The sequence below is a fragment of the Pantoea sp. C2G6 genome, assembly GCF_051336815.1.
Classification (GTDB): domain Bacteria; phylum Pseudomonadota; class Gammaproteobacteria; order Enterobacterales; family Enterobacteriaceae; genus Pantoea.
Genome location: NZ_JBGMNJ010000006.1, coordinates 90,194 through 106,902, shown reverse-complemented (window position 1 = coordinate 106,902; position 16,709 = coordinate 90,194). Strand labels below are relative to the sequence as shown.

General features: G+C 55.8%; 14 protein-coding genes. 10 read left to right on the top strand and 4 right to left on the bottom strand.

Annotation, left to right across the window (positions count from 1 at the left end; genetic code table 11):
• Nucleotides 1-424 precede the first annotated feature (424 nt).
• Nucleotides 425-1,915: a muropeptide MFS transporter AmpG gene (gene ampG / locus ACCW71_RS10395; RefSeq protein ID WP_436371110.1), complete on the bottom strand. Its 1,491-nt coding sequence runs from the start codon at nucleotides 1,913-1,915 to the stop codon at nucleotides 425-427.
• A 57-nt stretch (nucleotides 1,916-1,972) separates the two neighbouring features.
• The gene (locus ACCW71_RS10390) at nucleotides 1,973-2,551 is read right to left on the bottom strand and encodes a lipoprotein (RefSeq protein ID WP_436371109.1); all 579 of its coding nucleotides are present in this window, start codon (nucleotides 2,549-2,551) and stop codon (nucleotides 1,973-1,975) included.
• 285 nt (nucleotides 2,552-2,836) lie between these two features.
• On the opposite strand from ACCW71_RS10390, the gene bolA reads away from it, so the two are divergent.
• The 9 genes from bolA (at nucleotide 2,837) to ACCW71_RS10345 (ending at nucleotide 13,287) form a co-directional block, all read left to right on the top strand.
• Nucleotides 2,837-3,151, top strand: coding sequence for a transcriptional regulator BolA (bolA, locus tag ACCW71_RS10385; RefSeq protein WP_436371108.1), 315 nt, complete (start codon nucleotides 2,837-2,839; stop codon nucleotides 3,149-3,151).
• A 293-nt stretch (nucleotides 3,152-3,444) separates the two neighbouring features.
• Complete coding sequence (tig, locus tag ACCW71_RS10380; protein ID WP_436371107.1) at nucleotides 3,445-4,749, top strand: trigger factor; 1,305 nt, start codon at nucleotides 3,445-3,447, stop codon at nucleotides 4,747-4,749.
• A gap of 336 nt (nucleotides 4,750-5,085) precedes the next feature.
• Nucleotides 5,086-5,709, top strand: coding sequence for an ATP-dependent Clp endopeptidase proteolytic subunit ClpP (gene clpP, locus ACCW71_RS10375; RefSeq protein WP_436371106.1), 624 nt, complete (start codon nucleotides 5,086-5,088; stop codon nucleotides 5,707-5,709).
• Nucleotides 5,710-5,842: 133 nt separating this feature from the next.
• Nucleotides 5,843-7,114 carry an ATP-dependent protease ATP-binding subunit ClpX gene (gene clpX / locus ACCW71_RS10370; protein WP_009091705.1) on the top strand — a complete coding sequence of 424 codons (1,272 nt, stop codon included), beginning with the start codon at nucleotides 5,843-5,845 and terminating at the stop codon, nucleotides 7,112-7,114.
• 186 nt (nucleotides 7,115-7,300) lie between these two features.
• Complete coding sequence (gene lon, locus ACCW71_RS10365) at nucleotides 7,301-9,655, top strand: endopeptidase La (protein ID WP_436371105.1); 2,355 nt, start codon at nucleotides 7,301-7,303, stop codon at nucleotides 9,653-9,655.
• Between the two features lie 214 nt (nucleotides 9,656-9,869).
• Nucleotides 9,870-10,142, top strand: a complete 273-nt coding sequence (gene hupB, locus ACCW71_RS10360; RefSeq protein WP_436371104.1) for a nucleoid-associated protein HU-beta — start codon at nucleotides 9,870-9,872, stop codon at nucleotides 10,140-10,142.
• A 247-nt stretch (nucleotides 10,143-10,389) separates the two neighbouring features.
• Entirely contained in the window at nucleotides 10,390-12,258 is a 1,869-nt protein-coding gene (ppiD, locus tag ACCW71_RS10355; protein ID WP_436371103.1) for a peptidylprolyl isomerase, read from the top strand.
• 140 nt (nucleotides 12,259-12,398) lie between these two features.
• A complete protein-coding gene (locus ACCW71_RS10350; RefSeq protein WP_436371102.1) occupies nucleotides 12,399-12,788 on the top strand; it encodes a ComEA family DNA-binding protein in 390 nt (129 codons plus the stop codon).
• A gap of 100 nt (nucleotides 12,789-12,888) precedes the next feature.
• A complete protein-coding gene (locus tag ACCW71_RS10345; RefSeq protein ID WP_436371101.1) occupies nucleotides 12,889-13,287 on the top strand; it encodes a YbgC/FadM family acyl-CoA thioesterase in 399 nt (132 codons plus the stop codon).
• 47 nt (nucleotides 13,288-13,334) lie between these two features.
• On the opposite strand, the gene queC is transcribed toward ACCW71_RS10345, so the two are convergent.
• Together queC and ACCW71_RS10335 are read right to left on the bottom strand one after the other, a co-directional pair.
• A complete protein-coding gene (gene queC / locus ACCW71_RS10340; RefSeq protein ID WP_436371100.1) occupies nucleotides 13,335-14,030 on the bottom strand; it encodes a 7-cyano-7-deazaguanine synthase QueC in 696 nt (231 codons plus the stop codon).
• A gap of 41 nt (nucleotides 14,031-14,071) precedes the next feature.
• Nucleotides 14,072-15,790 carry an SgrR family transcriptional regulator gene (locus ACCW71_RS10335; RefSeq protein ID WP_436371099.1) on the bottom strand — a complete coding sequence of 573 codons (1,719 nt, stop codon included), beginning with the start codon at nucleotides 15,788-15,790 and terminating at the stop codon, nucleotides 14,072-14,074.
• A gap of 93 nt (nucleotides 15,791-15,883) precedes the next feature.
• Here ACCW71_RS10335 and cof point away from each other — a divergent pair, with 93 nt between their 5' ends.
• Nucleotides 15,884-16,705 (top strand): HMP-PP phosphatase, encoded by an 822-nt coding sequence (gene cof, locus ACCW71_RS10330; RefSeq protein WP_436371098.1) that lies wholly within the window; start codon nucleotides 15,884-15,886, stop codon nucleotides 16,703-16,705.
• The last annotated feature ends 4 nt before the right edge of the window (nucleotides 16,706-16,709 follow it).

Here is a 16,709-nt window from a genome sequence, read left to right as displayed (position 1 = left end):
GGGCTCTATTGTCGTTTAAGTGTGCGCGCATTTTACGGGAAGGTTTATGCAGTGTAAACCAGCTTAAGGATGTGTCAGAACCGTGTTGACACCTTTTGCTAAGGGTGTCACAGATGTTGCGTCAGGTGACAAATAATTAACGCAGACAAGCAGTTGGCACCAATATAACAAAAACCAATGGAAGCGACCGGGGAAAAATCAGGGAAAGGAATAACCCTTACTTTTAACTCCCAATTATTTAACAACTGTGTATCATTTTGGTGATGAAATTTAACTAAAGTAATTGCTCACCGGTTTTTAGTAATTCGCCTTCTCCTCTGTCAGCGGCATCGAAAATTTTTTTAAATAACCTGTGATGATAAATGGGCGTGACAAACTCCGTTCGCAAAAAAATATGTCGCCGCCCTTCACTCATCGATTTCGCTTAAGAATCTGAGACGACCGGCGCGGGCGTTTTTTTCAGCGCCCGGTAGTCCAGCAGCACCCCTGCCAGTACCGCCAGCAGCGCCAGCGCCATGCCGGTCTCAAACAGACCCGTCAGCAGCGAAGCCAGCGCGGTGACACCCAGCGCATCGAGCGCCAGCGCCACCAGCCACAGGGCCAGTACGCTACAGCCCGCCGCAAACAGACGGGTAATCCAGCGATAACCCTGAGGATAGTAGCTACGGACCAGAAAATTGCCACTCTGCTCGACCTGATTTAGCGTTTGTCGGCAAAAAGTCAGCAGCAGCAATCCCGGCAGACCCGCCACCACTGTAAAGGCATAAAAGGCGGGCCAGCCCCACAGCTCCACCAGCCAGCCCGCGGCCGGTCCGACATAGACCCGCCCCACCGCCGAAAGCGCGGAGAGCAGGGCAAACTGGGTGGCGGAAAACGATTTGTTGCACAGCGTCATCAGCAGCGCCACAAAGGCCGCGGTCCCCATGCCACCACAGAGGTTTTCGACAAACACCGCGCTGGCCATGCTCCAGAGATGTTTGTCAGTGACCGCCAGCAGCCAGTAACCAAAGTTTGAGACCGCCTGAAGCACGCCGAAAATCATCAGCGCCCGGAACAGACTCAGGCGCTGCATCAGCACGCCGCCATAGAGCGCGCCGATAATCGTCGCCAGCAACCCCAGCGTCTTGTTGACCAGCCCCACGTCGCCGGCATTGAAGCCGACGCCACGGATCAGAAAGGTGGTGGTCAGCGAGGCGGCAAAGGCGTCACCCAGCTTGTAGAGAATAATCAGGGTAATCAGCAGCCAGGCGTTGTTGCGCTGAAAAAAATCTTTTAGCGGATCGACTACCGCCTGACGCAGCGAATGGGGCGTGGAGATGCGGGTGTCCGGCTCGCTCGCCGCCAGCGTTGCAATGATGCCCGGCACCATCATCAGCGCCATTAGCCAGTAGGTCGCCTGCCAGCCCAGATAGCGGTCAGCCAGCCACAATGCCAGCCCGCCCGAAATCAGCATCGCCAGCCGATAGCCCAGCACGGTGATCGCCGCACCGCTGCCGCGCTCTTCAGGCGGCAGAATATCGGTTTTCCAGGCGTCAAAAACGATGTCCTGCGAGGCGGAGCAGAAGGCGATCAGCACCGCCAGCGCCGCCATCAGGCTGAGATCCCGGCCCGGTTGCAGGAATCCCATCGCCGCAATCGCGCCGACCAGCGCCAGCTGACTGAGCAGCAACCAGCCGCGACGCCGGCCAAGAAACGGCGGCGTATAGCGGTCCATCATCGGCGACCAGAGAAATTTAAAGACGTAAGCCTGACCGACCAGCGAAAAGAAACCAATGGTTTTCAGATCGACATTGTCTACCGTCATCCACGCCTGCAACGTGCCCGATGTCAGTGCCAGCGGCAGTCCTGAGGCAAAACCGAGCAGCAGCAGGATGGCGGCATTTTTCTGGCTGAAGAGCCGGAGATAGTGATTCATGCGGACCCTGAAGATAACAAAATGCCCGGCACCGCGCCGGGCAGGGGAGAGCGGAGATTAACGGGCGTTCTGCTTGATGAACTCGTTGACGCTGGTGTCCTGCGCCATATCGGCGATAACGTCGCTCATAGTGGCGTTGACCGCGTCGGTGATTTTCTGGTTCGTCGCGCTGAACGCGCCTTCTACGCTGTAGGTCTGGCGGTAGTTTTTAACCTGCTTGCTGCCATTTTTGGCGGTGGCGATGATCGAGATGTCCGCTTTGGTGGTGATGCTGTAGCGCACATTGCCCTGCGTCACGTCGGCATAGAGGTTGTTAACCACAATTTGCAGATCCACCGCGCCATTCGGGCCAATCATATAGCCGCGAGCGGTCATCTGCTTCTCCAGCACTTCCTGTAACAGGAAACGCAGATCGCGAGATGGGGTTAAGGTGACCAGCTGACCATCGCGGTTCACTTTCGCCAGCGCCTGATCGCTACGCTGATCGGCACCGTTGATGCTGACGGTGACGCCCATCAGACCCGGATCCTGCTGTGGTAACTGAATTTTAGGCTGGATAGTCAGGGTATTAGTGCTGCTGGCACAGCCGGCTAAAATCAACGCAGCCAACAGGGGGAATAACAGTTTTTTCAACATACTTTTTCTCGTTGGTGTCAGGGGGTTGGTTTGCAAAAACTGCCGCCATCATAGCATTGCCCGGCAGTGAAAAAAGCCCCGTTACCGGGGAAAATGCGTCTGAACAGGGTGAAAGTCCCTGCGCTGACGGTCCGGTTTGCGCTTCTCTGTGGCTGCGTTATGATGCGCGCCGCTGACGCACCGCGCGCAAATGCAATTTTTAGCGTCCGGCTGCGGTAAGCGTGGTAAAAGCGACTAAGATTGAATGAGATGGGGCACAGCGCTCGCCATTGAGGAGTAATACCCATGATCCGCGAACAAATAGAAGAAAAACTGCGTGTGGCGTTTGAGCCGGCTCATCTGGAAGTGCATGACGAAAGTTACCGGCACAATGTTCCTGCGGGTTCGGAAAGCCATTTCAAAGTGGTCATCGTCAGTGACTGCTTTGCGGGCCAGCGTTTCCTGGCGCGCCACCGCCTGATCTATAGCGAACTGGCGGCGGAATTAGCGGGCAGCGTCCACGCCTTAGCCCTGCATACCTACACCCTGAAAGAGTGGGAAGGATTGCAGGATACGGTACTGGCGTCGCCCAACTGTCGCGGTGCCGGTACGCTCGCCTGATCTCCCTTCCCGGAAACGGCCTGCGGGCCGTTTTTTCGTTTATTCAGCCAGAAACGCGATCCCTGGCTCAAAAAAGCAGCAAAGTTGCTGAAAAGTGGTGAGTTAGCGTCCTCGACTCATTCCGGCGATGCCGCTATAATGCTGCGTCTATTTTTCCGCAATGTCTTCGGGACGCTTCTGGTAACAGGGATCAGGTTCTCTTCACGGAAGCCGTCCCGGTTGTTAGATACGGCGCATTTCACTATGTGTGGTGTCTGAAGTTGACCGAGCACGTGATTTTTTGAGGTAACAAGATGCAAGTTTCTGTAGAAACCACTCAGGGCCTGGGCCGTCGCATTACGATTACTGTCGCTGCTGACAGCATCGACAGCGCTGTAAAAAAAGAACTGGTTGATGTTGCAAAGAAAGTCCGCATCGATGGTTTCCGTAAAGGCAAAGTGCCGATGAACATCGTTGCGCAGCGTTACGGTGCGTCTGTCCGTCAGGACGTGCTGGGCGAGCTGATGACGCGCAACTTCGTTGACGCCATCATCAAAGAAAAGATTAATCCGGCTGGCGCACCTAACTACGTGCCAGGCGAATATAAAGAAGGTCAGGACTTCACCTACGCGGTGGAATTCGAAGTCTATCCGGAAGTTGAGCTGAAAGGCCTGGAAAACATCGAAGTCGAAAAACCGCTGGTTGAAGTGACCGACGCCGATGTGGACACCATGCTGGATACCCTGCGCAAGCAGCAGGCTAACTGGATTGAGAGCGACGCGGCCGCGGGTGCGGAAGATCGTGCCACCATCGATTTCAACGGTTCGGTTGACGGTGAAGAGTTTGAAGGCGGCAAAGCCTCTGACTTCGTTCTGGCCATGGGCCAGGGCCGCATGATCCCAGGCTTCGAAGAGGGCATCGTGGGTCACAAAGCGGGCGAGACTTTCACCATCGACGTGAAATTCCCGGACGACTACCACGCGGAAAACCTGAAAGGGAAAGACGCGAAGTTCGAGATCGTGCTGAAGAAAGTGGAAACGCGCGAACTGCCAGAGCTGACTGAAGAGTTCATCAAACGTTTCGGCGTTGAAGATGGTTCAGTGGCCGGTCTGCGTACCGAAGTGCGTAAGAACATGGATCGCGAGCTGAAAGGCGCTATCCGTAACCGCGTGAAAACGCAGGCGATCGACGGTCTGGTTGCGGCCAACGACATCGACGTGCCAGCCGCGCTGGTTGACAGTGAAATCGACGTCCTGCGTCGTCAGGCTGCACAGCGTTTTGGCGGCAACGAGCAGCAGGCGCTGGAACTGCCACGCGAACTGTTTGAAGAGCAGGCGAAACGCCGCGTAGTGGTCGGTCTGCTGCTGGGCGAAGTGATTCGTACCCATGAGCTGAAAGCTGACGAAGCCCGTGTCAGCGCGCTGATCGAAGAGATGGCTTCTGCGTATGAAGATCCGCAGGAAGTGATCGAGTTCTACAGCAAGAATAACGAGCTGATGAACAACATGCGCAACGTGGCGCTGGAAGAGCAAGCGGTTGAAGCGGTCCTGGCGAAAGCGAAAGTGACTGAGAAAGAGACCAACTTCCAGGATCTGATGAATCAGACCGCTCAGGCCTGATCACCGATTTAACCGTCTGTGCTAAGCCCGTGGCTGAAAAGTCGCGGGCTTTTTTGTTTTTTGCCGCTTAACGGCCGCTATCGGGTGCTATTTGCTTAATTAACCGGCAAATTATTGCCGCATCGCTTTTTCCTGGTTAGCGAACAGGGAAAAGATTGTTATGCTTGAAACATGCGTGCAGCATCCCAAGATACAGGGAGTATGCAAGAATGAGAGTTATGCTGGCTGATTAACCGTCCTGAAGGTGTCGGAAAGAGGCGTAGCGTGGAGTTTCCCGCGCGTCTTACGTAGAATCGGTACAGAATATTGCCAATGAAATCTATCCAGGAGACGGTAATGTCATACAGTGGCGATCGTGAATATACTGCACCGCATAATGCGCTGGTGCCAATGGTGGTTGAACAAACTTCGCGTGGTGAGCGTTCTTACGACATCTACTCTCGTCTGCTCAAAGAGCGCGTGATCTTTCTGACCGGCCAGGTTGAAGACCACATGGCTAATCTGATTGTGGCGCAGATGCTGTTTCTGGAAGCGGAAAACCCGGAAAAAGATATTTATCTCTACATCAACTCACCGGGTGGCGTGATTACAGCGGGTATGTCGATCTACGACACCATGAAATTTATTAAACCGGATGTCAGCACTATCTGTATGGGTCAGGCCTGTTCCATGGGCGCTTTCCTGCTGACGGCGGGGACAAAAGGCAAACGTTTCTGCCTGCCAAACTCGCGCGTTATGATCCACCAGCCGCTGGGCGGCTATCAGGGTCAGGCAACCGATATTGAGATCCATGCGCGCGAAATCCTTAAAGTCAAACAGCGCATGAATGAGCTGATGGCTGAGCATACCGGCAAAACGCTGGAAGAAATTGAGCGTGATACCGAGCGCGACCGTTTCCTCTCAGCAAGTGAAGCGGTAGAGTATGGATTAGTCGATTCAATTCTGACGCATCGCCAATAAGACCCAACTTACCCTTGTCGCTGGTCTATAGTTAACAGGACAACGGTACTATTATGGGTTGAATGAATTTTGGCCGTCTCTGCACGGCCTGAGCCGTACGCCGGTATGGCCTGGAACTAGAAGAGGTTAACTGATGACAGATAAGCGCAAAGACGGTTCAGGAAAGTTGCTGTACTGCTCTTTTTGCGGCAAAAGCCAGCATGAAGTGCGAAAGCTGATTGCCGGTCCGTCAGTGTATATCTGCGATGAGTGTGTTGACCTGTGCAACGACATCATTCGCGAAGAGATTAAAGAAGTTGCTCCGCATCGTGAACGTAGTGCGTTGCCTACCCCACATGAAATTCGCCACCACCTTGATGATTATGTCATCGGTCAGGAACGGGCGAAGAAAGTGCTGGCGGTAGCGGTCTACAACCACTACAAACGTCTGCGCAATGGCGATACCAGCAATGGTATCGAACTGGGCAAAAGTAACATTCTGCTGATTGGTCCAACCGGTAGCGGTAAAACGCTGCTGGCCGAAACGCTGGCACGCCTGCTGGATGTGCCGTTCACCATGGCTGACGCCACCACGCTGACCGAAGCGGGTTACGTCGGTGAAGACGTGGAGAACATCATCCAGAAGCTGTTGCAGAAGTGTGATTACGACGTACAGAAAGCGCAGCGTGGCATCGTCTATATCGATGAGATCGACAAGATTTCACGTAAGTCTGATAACCCGTCGATTACCCGTGACGTTTCAGGTGAAGGCGTACAGCAGGCGCTGCTGAAGCTGATTGAAGGCACCGTGGCGGCCGTTCCGCCGCAGGGCGGACGTAAACATCCGCAGCAGGAATTTTTGCAGGTTGATACCTCTAAAATTCTGTTTATCTGCGGCGGCGCGTTTGCCGGTCTGGATAAAGTGATTTCCCAGCGGGTTGAAACCGGGTCGGGCATCGGCTTCGGCGCAACCGTGAAAGGGAAGTCGCAGAAAGCCAGCGAAGGTGAACTGCTTTCACAGTGTGAACCTGAAGATTTGATCAAGTTTGGTCTGATCCCGGAGTTCATTGGTCGTCTGCCGGTGGTCGCGACCCTGAGCGAGCTGAGTGAAGAAGCACTGATCCAGATTCTGCGTGAGCCGAAAAACGCCCTGACCAAACAGTACCAGGCGCTGTTCAACCTGGAAGGCGTGGAGCTGGAGTTCCGTGACGAGGCGTTAACCGCCATCGCGAAAAAGGCGATGTCACGTAAAACCGGTGCGCGTGGTCTGCGTTCAATCGTTGAAGGCGCATTGCTGGAAACGATGTACGATCTGCCTTCGATGGATGACGTAGAAAAAGTAGTGATCGATGAGTCAGTTATTGATGGTCAGTCTGAACCTATGTTGATCTACGGCAAACATGAAGCGCAGGCATCTGGCGAATAATTAAACAGATCATTCATGTCGTTAGCGTAAAAAAGGGGAAAATCTTTCCCCTTTTGCTTTTCTCACCTCCGTGACATTGAATGTCGGATAAGCATCCCCATATACTCAGATACCTGTGGGTTTAACTGCATACCTGCCTGATGCGGTTCCCATCACCTGGCGGACATTAAACAAAGAGAGAGCTCTATGAATCCTGAGCGTTCTGAACGCATTGAAATCCCCGTGTTGCCGCTGCGCGACGTGGTGGTTTATCCGCACATGGTAATTCCGTTGTTTGTTGGCCGGGAAAAATCGATTCGGTGCCTTGAAGCCGCAATGGATCATGATAAAAAGATCATGCTGGTGGCACAGAAAGAGGCTTCAACGGATGAACCTGGCATCAACGATCTCTTTTCAGTAGGGACCGTTGCCTCTGTATTGCAAATGCTGAAACTTCCTGACGGCACCGTAAAAGTGCTGGTGGAAGGTTTACAGCGCGCTCACATCACGACGCTGGCGGATAATGGCGATCATTTTGTGGCCCAGGCTGAATATCTGGTTTCACCAGAGATTGAAGAGCGCGAGCAGGAAGTGCTGGTGCGCACGGCAATCAATCAGTTTGAAGGCTATATCAAACTCAATAAAAAGATCCCGCCTGAGGTCTTAACCTCGCTGAACAACATTGACGATGCGGCCCGTCTGGCTGACACCGTCGCCGCACATATGCCATTGAAGCTGGCCGATAAACAATCGGTGCTGGAGATGTCCGACGTCAATGAGCGTCTGGAATATCTGATGGCGATGATGGAATCTGAAATCGATCTGCTCCAGGTTGAGAAGCGCATTCGCAACCGTGTTAAGAAGCAGATGGAGAAGAGCCAGCGCGAGTACTATCTGAATGAGCAGATGAAGGCGATTCAGAAAGAGCTGGGCGAGATGGACGATGCGCCTGACGAGTACGAAGCGTTAAAACGCAAAATCGACGCGGCTAAAATGCCGGAAGAGGCGCGTGAAAAAGCGGAAGCTGAACTCCAGAAGCTGAAGATGATGTCACCGATGTCCGCGGAAGCGACCGTGGTGCGCGGCTATATCGACTGGATGGTACAGGTTCCGTGGAACGCGCGCAGCAAGGTGAAAAAAGATCTGCGCAAAGCGCAGGAGACGCTGGATACCGACCATTACGGCCTGGAGCGCGTTAAAGATCGTATCCTTGAGTATCTTGCGGTGCAGAGTCGCGTCAGCAAAATCAAAGGGCCAATCCTCTGCCTGGTGGGACCACCAGGGGTAGGTAAAACCTCGCTGGGCCAGTCGATCGCGAAAGCGACCGGCCGTAAGTATGTGCGTATGGCGCTGGGCGGGGTACGTGACGAAGCGGAGATCCGCGGTCACCGTCGTACCTATATCGGTTCGATGCCAGGCAAGCTGATCCAGAAAATGGCGAAAGTGGGCGTGAAAAACCCGCTGTTCCTGCTGGATGAGATCGACAAAATGTCTTCTGACATGCGCGGCGATCCGGCGTCAGCACTGCTGGAAGTGCTTGATCCTGAGCAGAACATTGCGTTCAACGACCACTATCTGGAAGTCGACTACGACCTGTCAGATGTGATGTTCGTGGCGACCTCGAACTCCATGAACATTCCGGCCCCGCTGCTGGACCGTATGGAAGTGATTCGTCTGTCGGGCTACACCGAAGATGAAAAGCTGAACATCGCCAAACAGCATCTGCTGACCAAACAGATTGAGCGCAACGCCCTGAAAGCCAGCGAAATCACGGTGGAAGATAGTGCGATTGTCGGCATTATCCGTTACTACACCCGTGAAGCCGGGGTACGTAGCCTTGAGCGTGAGCTGTCGAAATTGTGCCGTAAGGCGGTGAAATCGCTGCTGATGGACAAGACGAAAAAGCACATCACCATCAATGGTGAAAACCTCAAGGATTTCCTGGGGGTACAGCGCTTCGACTACGGCCGCGCCGACAGTGAAAACCGTGTTGGTCAGGTGACTGGTCTGGCGTGGACCGAAGTGGGTGGCGATCTGCTGACCATCGAAACCGCCTGCGTGCCAGGTAAAGGCAAGCTGACCTACACCGGTTCGCTGGGTGAGGTGATGCAGGAGTCGATCCAGGCTGCACTGACCGTGGTGCGTGCGCGCGCCGAGAAGCTGGGTATCAACAGCGACTTCTACGAAAAACGTGATATTCACGTTCACGTGCCGGAAGGTGCGACGCCGAAAGATGGCCCAAGTGCCGGTATCGCCATGTGTACCGCGCTGGTCTCCTGTCTGACCGGTAACCCGGTGCGGGCGGATGTGGCGATGACGGGGGAAATCACCCTGCGTGGTCAGGTCCTGCCGATCGGCGGTCTGAAAGAGAAGCTGCTGGCAGCACACCGTGGCGGGATTAAAACCGTGCTGATCCCGGATGACAACAAGCGTGACCTGGAAGAGATTCCACAGAACGTGATTGCCGATCTGGAGATCCACCCGGTGAAACGCATCGAAGAGGTGCTGAACCTGGCGCTGGAAAACGCCCCTTACGGTATGCAGGTCGCGACAGCAAAATAGTGATTAACGGCATAAACCGTTAAAAAGCGGAGCTGGCAAGGCAATTGGCGCTTGCCAGCTTTTTTTTGTGCCGCTAATTTAGGTGGCTGCCGCCGCGGGGTTCTCAGAGGAATTCCGTTGTTTCGGCTCCACAGGCTTGATATAACTTGCTGCGCGTTCGTACCCGGCCGGAAGCATGGGTGCGATGTGAATAATAAAAGAGGGGATGAATAGAGTGAATAAGTCACAATTGATCGACAAAATTGCTGCCGACGCTGATATTTCTAAAGCTGCAGCGGGACGTGTTTTAGATGCATTCATGAGCTCTGTTTCTGAGTCGCTGAAAGGCGGTGATGAAGTGGCTCTGGTTGGTTTCGGCACCTTCTCTGTACGTGAGCGTGCTGCACGTACTGGCCGTAACCCACAAACGGGTAAAGAGATTACTATTCCAGCCGGTAAAGTACCGGGCTTTCGTGCGGGCAAGGCACTGAAAGACGCGGTCAATTAATGACAGCCAGGCAATCCATTGGCGCATTTTCTTCCGTGGATTAGAGGACGGTTATCGCGTTCTCATGTAACATACGGGCACATCAATCAGATGTGCCTTTTTTGTTTTAACCGGTGCGAATCGGGCCGTAAGATGGACCTGGACCGGATTGAGGCCGCCAGCAGAGCTGGCTGCCAGGTGCTCGACCCATGAAGGGAAGATCACAACCGAGCTTTACATTCACACTACAGCGGAGTGTTGCCATACCATGATGGACAATTTACGCGCGGCGTCGAACCATGTCGTGCTCAAGATTATTTTGGGGCTGATTATCCTCTCCTTTGTGCTGACGGGCGTTGGCAACTATCTGATTGGCGGCAATAACGACTATGCGGCCAAAGTGAACGGTCAGGAGATTAGCCGGGCACAGCTGGAGCAGGCGTTTAACAGCGAACGTAATCGTCAGCAGCAGATGCTGGGCGATCAGTTCTCACAGCTGGCCAGCAATGAAGGCTATATGCAGCAGATCCGTCAGCAGGCGCTGTCGCAGCTGGTCGATCAGGCGCTGCTCGACAGCTATATCAAAGATCTGCACCTCAGCATCAGCGACGATCAGGTTAAGCAGGCTATCTTCAATCAGCAGGCGTTCCAGACTAACGGCAAATTTGATAATGCCCGTTACCTGAATCTGATTGGCAGCATGGGCTTTAGCGCCGACCAGTATGCTGAAGCGCTGCGTAAACAACTCGCTAATCAGCAGCTGATCAACGCCGTGGCCAACACGGACTTCACGCTGAAAGGCGAAGCCAGCAAGCTGGTGGATCTGGTTTCACAGCAGCGTGATATTCGTCAGGCGACGCTGGATGTTAATGCGCTGGCGGCAAAGCAGAGCGTCACCGACGATGAAGTCAGCCAGTATTACCAGCAGCATAAAAGCAATTTTATGGCACCAGAGCAGTTCCGCGTCAGCTACATCCTGATGGATGCGGCCAGCATGCAGCAGGATGCCAGCGATGCCGAGATTCAGGCCTGGTATGATCAGCACAAGGCGGACTACACCCAGCCGCAGCGTAATCGCTACAGCGTGATTCAGACCAAAACTGAAGCGGAAGCTAACGCGGTACTGGCTCAGCTGAAGGGCGGCGCCAGCTTCGCGGATGTGGCGAAAGCCAAATCAATCGACCCTATCTCTGCGCGTAAAGGCGGCGATATGGGCTGGCTGGAACCCGCTACCACCCCGGATGAGCTGAAAAACGCCGGTCTGACAGAGAAAGGTCAGATGTCCGGGGTAATCAAATCTTCGGTAGGCTTCCTGGTAGTGCGTCTCGACGATATTCAGGCGGAGCAGGTTAAGCCGCTGGATGAGGTGCGCAGCGCCATTGCGGCGAAAGTGAAGCAGGAAAAAGGCGTTGACGCCTTCTACAAACTGCAACAGAAAGTCAGCGAAGCGGCCAGCAATGACAATGAGTCACTGGCGGGGGCCGAGCAGGCTTCAGGTCTGAAAGCCAAAGAGACCGGCTGGTTCAGTCAGGATTCGCTGCCCGCAGAGCTAAACTTCGATGCGGTGAAGCAGGCGATCTTCAACGGCGGTCTGGTGGGGCAGAATGGCGCGCCGGGTAACAACTCTGACATCATCAGCGTCGATGGCGACCGTGCCTTTGTGCTGCGTGTCAGTGAGCATAAACCGGAAGCGGTAAAACCGCTGGAGCAGGTTAAGGCGCAGATCGCTGACACGCTTAAGCATGATAAAGCGACGCAGCAGGCGAAAGCCCAGGCGGATAAACTGCTGGCCGACCTCAAAGCCGGTAAGCAGGATGCGCTGAGTGCGGCGGGTCTGACGCTGAGCGCCAGTAAAACCGTGGATCGCAACACTCAGGATCCGGTGGCACAGGCTGCCTTTAATCTGCCTCAACCGGCGGAAAATAAACCTTCCTGGGGCGTGAGCGAAGATATGCAGGGCAACGTGGTGCTGGTGGCGGTTGATAAAGTTAAAACCGGCAGCATGCCGCAGGCGCAGATTGACGAAATGGTCAAAGGCGTCACGCAGAATAACGCTCAGCTGGCTTTCGAAGCCTTACTGCAAAACCTGCGTAAAGAGGCCAAAATCAAGTACGGCGCCGCCGCACAAATGCAGTAAGCCTCGCAAAAATCACGCAACGACTGTAACAACCAAAGGCCGCATTCGCGGCCTTTTCCATTTCTGCGATTCCGCTTTTGAGCCTTGTGTCGCGTGGTGACACCCTGTGCTGGCTGTTAACACACAAGGAGAAACACAGCATGGCTAAACCAACGTTATATGCCCTTTACCTCTCACTGGCGCTGGGTGGCGCACTCTGGCAAAGCACCGTTTCGGCGGCACCCACACCGGCCAGCACCACGGTCACCCCACCGGCGGCATCCGTACCGGCCAGCACCGCGGTCACGCCGCCAGCCTCATCCGCAGCAAAACCATCGGCACCGGCGGCAGCCCAAGAGCAGGTCAGCATCAATCAGGCGAGCGCGGAACAGCTCTCCGCCGTGATGAACGGGGTCGGGCTGAAGAAGGCGCAATCTATTGTGAACTATCGTGAACAGTACGGACCCTTCAGCGCCATTGAACAGCTCAACGAAGTGCCCGGTATCGGTAATGCGCTGATAGAACGTAACGCCGCCCGGCTGAAATTGTGAGGCAGGGCGCAACTGTGAGGCTTAACGCACGCTGAGCCGGGCTCTCTGCTAAAGTGAACAGGTCCAACCAGTTAATTCACAGCAGCAGGAGAGCATCACCATGCAGACCACGATCAAAGTGCGCGGCTATCATCTGGATGTCTATCAGCACGTTAACAACGCGCGTTACCTCGAATTTCTGGAGGAGGCGCGCTGGCAATGGCTGGAAGAAGCAGAGGCATTCCACTGGTTGCAGCAGCAGAAACTGGCTTTCGTGGTGGTGAATATCAACATCAACTATCGTCGCCCGGCGGTGCTGGGCGACGTGCTCACTATCGACAGTGAGATCACGCAGTTGAATGGCAGAAGCGGCATTATAGCGCAGCGGGTTACGCTGGCGGGTCAGCAGACCGGGATAGCCGATGCGGCGCTGACCTTTGTCTGCATCGATTTGTCGTCACAGAAAGCGGTAGCGCTGGAAGGGGAGTTACGTGAGCGACTGATGCGTCTGATGGCGTAAACCGGTAAAAAAGGGGCCGACAGCGCTCGGCTGCCGCCCCGGCCGCGTCAGTTCAGGCCGCTTTTGGCTTTCATCGCCGCCATCACGCCAGCCCGATCGCTGAGATACCCCTGCAAGCCGTTCGCCCGCAAGTGACAGGCGGCACACTCTCCGCACCCGTCGCCTTTCACGCCGTTATAGCAGGTCAGCGTCTGCTCGCGCACCAGCGTCAACTGCTGCCAGTAGTCTGCCAGTGCCCAGGTTTCCGCTTTGTTGAGCCACATCAGCGGCGTCTCAAAACGAATATCGCGCGCCATGCCGAGGCTGACCGCATGGTTCAGCGCTTTGACAAATTCATCGCGGCAATCGGGATAGCCGGAGAAGTCGGTTTCGCAGACGCCGGTGATCACCGCTTCCGCCTCAACCTGATAAGCGTAGACCGCGGCCAGCGTCAGAAACAGAATGTTGCGGCCCGGTACAAAGGTGCTCGGTAGGCCGCTGGCGTCCGGGTCGTAAGCCGGCACCGGAATGTTGTCCCGCGTCAGGCTGCTGACGGCGAGTTCGTTCAGCATGGTGACATCCAGCACTTTGTGGGCACGTGCGCCCAGTTGAGCGGCCAGATCGCGCGCCACCTCGATCTCTTCACGGTGGCGCTGACCATAATCGAAGGTGACACAGTGAACTTCATCATACTGCTGCAAAGCCTGAATAAGGCAGGTGGTGGAGTCTTGCCCACCGCTGAACACTACAACCGCGCGTTTCATGGCGTTTTCCTGATAAGTAATTTTGCGCTTATGGTAATGCCTCATTCCGCCGCTGAACAGCTGCAAGGCGGATCAATGGGCGGCGGGATCCAGGCGCGGCTGAAATCGAACCAGCCCAGACTGTTCAGATGAATGCCCTCGACGCCGGGCGGGGCGGAGATCTGATAGCGATAATTAAACAGCGGCAGCAGGATGCCCGCCGTCATCAGCTGATGGTAGAGCTGATGCAGCGCGCGGCTGCGGGTTTCACTGTCGGCGATCTGCTGGATAGTCAGCCGCTGCGCTTCTGCCGCGTCGCCCTGCGCGGTGGCGGCAAAGGGGTGCCACAGTGGGTCGATCTGTAACCAGCTGGCCAGCGTAAATACCGGGGCGTCACCAATCAGCCGATCGCCCATCACCAGATCCGCCGCATCCAGCTCCGCGATGTTGTGCCAGCTCTTGACCGGATGAAAGATCAGGTTAAGGGTACAGCCATGCTGTTTTAACAGCTGGCGTAACGCCTGCGCCATCTGGTGCAGTTCAACCGGCAACTGATAGTGCAGGGTCAGCGTCGCGGGCAGCGGCAGCGGTTCAGCCTCAATCGATGGCACCGGCCAGCCGGGTAACAGCTCTCTGCTGGGGGTGATCAACCCTTTATCCAGCGGCAAACGGCTGATAATGCCGCTCTGCTGGATAAGCTGGAATAGTCTGCGCGCCTGGGCGGGGCTGAAACCGGGGCGCGGGCGGCAGAGCAGATAGCAAAAACCGAGGCTGATGCTGCTGCTGACCGGTTGCAGCGTTTTCAGATCGGCGACATCCCCGATCTGAAGCTGCACCGGATGGCGGCAGCTGCTGCCCAGGCTGGGATCAAACAGCTGAGGGGTGATCCAGTACTCCACCGCCTGGAGCAGCGGACGCCGCAGGTGCCAGCGTGCATGGCTTTCAATCCTGACCAGCTCCGCGCTGAAGTAGCTGCGTTTCCACGGCCCGCTGCCGAGGCTGGGATCGACCGGGTGCGGCAGCAGACACAGCAGATGCGCAAGCCGGTGGGGCAGCCAGAAATCCTGGCGGCGCAGTGTAAAACGCAGCGCAAGCGGATGTGGGGCGTCCACGCTGACCACCTCCGCCAGCAGTGCCCGTACGTGCGGCTCCTGTAACAACTGACTGAACCGGGCCACCAGCTGTCCGGCCTGGATCGGTTCGTCGTTGTGCCACACCAGCTGAGGCCGCAGCCAGAACAACCAGTTGCAGGCTGTCTCATCGTGCTGCCAGTGATGGGCCAGATCGCCCACCGGCTCATCCTGCTCAAAGCGGGTCAGACCGGAATAGAGCTGACGGACCAGATGCTGCTCAGCGCGTCCGGTGGTCTGGTGCGGCTGCGTGCTTTCCAGCGGGCGATAGTAGGGAATACGCAGCACTGGCGTATCGTGCTGCCATTGTCCGCCCATTAGCGGGCGCAGCAGATTAATCAGCCTTTCGGGCGGCAGATCCAGCAATTGCAGGGCGTCAGCCGCGTCACCGTCATCGAGCTGCTGTTGCAGTAACTGCTGCCGCAGCTGTTCCGGCGAGCGCAGAAACTGTAGCCGTCCCTGTTTGCCGCGACCCGATTCGCCGCGCCAGCAAAGCCAGCCCGCATGCTGCCACTGCGACAGCAGGGTGCGCAGATGGCGCTCGCTACAGATGCAGTGACGGGCCATCTCCGCCACGCAGGTTTGCTGAGGCGCACCCAGGCTCTGCTGCCACAGGCGCTGAAACTGATTAAGACGATTGAGCTGACGCATGCTAAACCCGGAACAGTTTTTTTAAAGTATTCACTATTAGTTCCGTAATTAACAGGCAATAGTAGTGTTCATCTTTTCAGCAGGAGACCGCTCATGGTTCGCTTAGCCGCTTTTGATATGGATGGCACCTTACTACTGCCCGACCACCGGTTAGGCCAGCAGACGCTGGAAAGCCTGCGCGCGCTGCATGCGCGCGGCATCAGTCTGACGCTGGCGACCGGCCGCCACCGGCTGGAGATGGATATTCTGCGGGAAAAAATGGCGCTGCCAGCCTGGCTGATCACCGGTAACGGCACCCGGATAGATGACCCGCAGGGCCGACAGATCTTTGCCCGGGATCTGCCGCCCGCCGTGGCCGAAGCGGTGATCCATCGCCACTGGAACAAAACCGCCACTCTGCACATTTTCAACGACCGCGGCTGGTTTACCGACCGGCCGGATCCGGCGCTGCTGGCCGCCCATCAGCTCAGCGGATTTCACTATCAGCTGTGCGACCTGAAAACGCTGCCCGCCCATCAGGTGACAAAGATCTGCTTTACCGATCGGCATCAGCCTCTCTGTGAGCTTAAAACGCAGCTCGAAGCGGCGCTGGGCGAGCAGGTCAATATCTGCTTTTCGGCGCGGGATTGTCTGGAGGTGTTGCCGGCCCACTGCCACAAAGGCAGCGCGCTGGCGCGGCTGTGTGAACATCTCTCTATCAGCCTGGCGGAGAGTATGGCGTTTGGCGATGCGATGAACGATCGGGAGATGCTGGCGCAGGCGGGACAGGGTTTCATCATGGGCAATGCGATGGCGCAGTTAAAGGCTGCGCTACCGCATCTGCCAGTGCTGGGGCATTGCGGGACACAGGCGGTGTCTCACTATTTAAATCACTGGCTGGCAACACCTGACCTCGCGTATTCCCCCGAATGCTGAGGAT

Bases quoted from the DNA above. Each gene is read 5' to 3' on its own strand.
- ampG (WP_436371110.1), bottom strand. From the start codon at position 1,915: ATGAATCACTATCTCCGGCTCTTCAGCCAGAAAAATGCCGCCATCCTG.
- ACCW71_RS10390 (WP_436371109.1), bottom strand. From the start codon at position 2,551: ATGTTGAAAAAACTGTTATTCCCCCTGTTGGCTGCGTTGATTTTAGCC.
- bolA (WP_436371108.1), top strand. From the start codon at position 2,837: ATGATCCGCGAACAAATAGAAGAAAAACTGCGTGTGGCGTTTGAGCCG.
- tig (WP_436371107.1), top strand. From the start codon at position 3,445: ATGCAAGTTTCTGTAGAAACCACTCAGGGCCTGGGCCGTCGCATTACG.
- clpP (WP_436371106.1), top strand. From the start codon at position 5,086: ATGTCATACAGTGGCGATCGTGAATATACTGCACCGCATAATGCGCTG.
- clpX (WP_009091705.1), top strand. From the start codon at position 5,843: ATGACAGATAAGCGCAAAGACGGTTCAGGAAAGTTGCTGTACTGCTCT.
- lon (WP_436371105.1), top strand. From the start codon at position 7,301: ATGAATCCTGAGCGTTCTGAACGCATTGAAATCCCCGTGTTGCCGCTG.
- ppiD (WP_436371103.1), top strand. From the start codon at position 10,390: ATGATGGACAATTTACGCGCGGCGTCGAACCATGTCGTGCTCAAGATT.
- ACCW71_RS10350 (WP_436371102.1), top strand. From the start codon at position 12,399: ATGGCTAAACCAACGTTATATGCCCTTTACCTCTCACTGGCGCTGGGT.
- ACCW71_RS10345 (WP_436371101.1), top strand. From the start codon at position 12,889: ATGCAGACCACGATCAAAGTGCGCGGCTATCATCTGGATGTCTATCAG.
- queC (WP_436371100.1), bottom strand. From the start codon at position 14,030: ATGAAACGCGCGGTTGTAGTGTTCAGCGGTGGGCAAGACTCCACCACC.
- ACCW71_RS10335 (WP_436371099.1), bottom strand. From the start codon at position 15,790: ATGCGTCAGCTCAATCGTCTTAATCAGTTTCAGCGCCTGTGGCAGCAG.
- cof (WP_436371098.1), top strand. From the start codon at position 15,884: ATGGTTCGCTTAGCCGCTTTTGATATGGATGGCACCTTACTACTGCCC.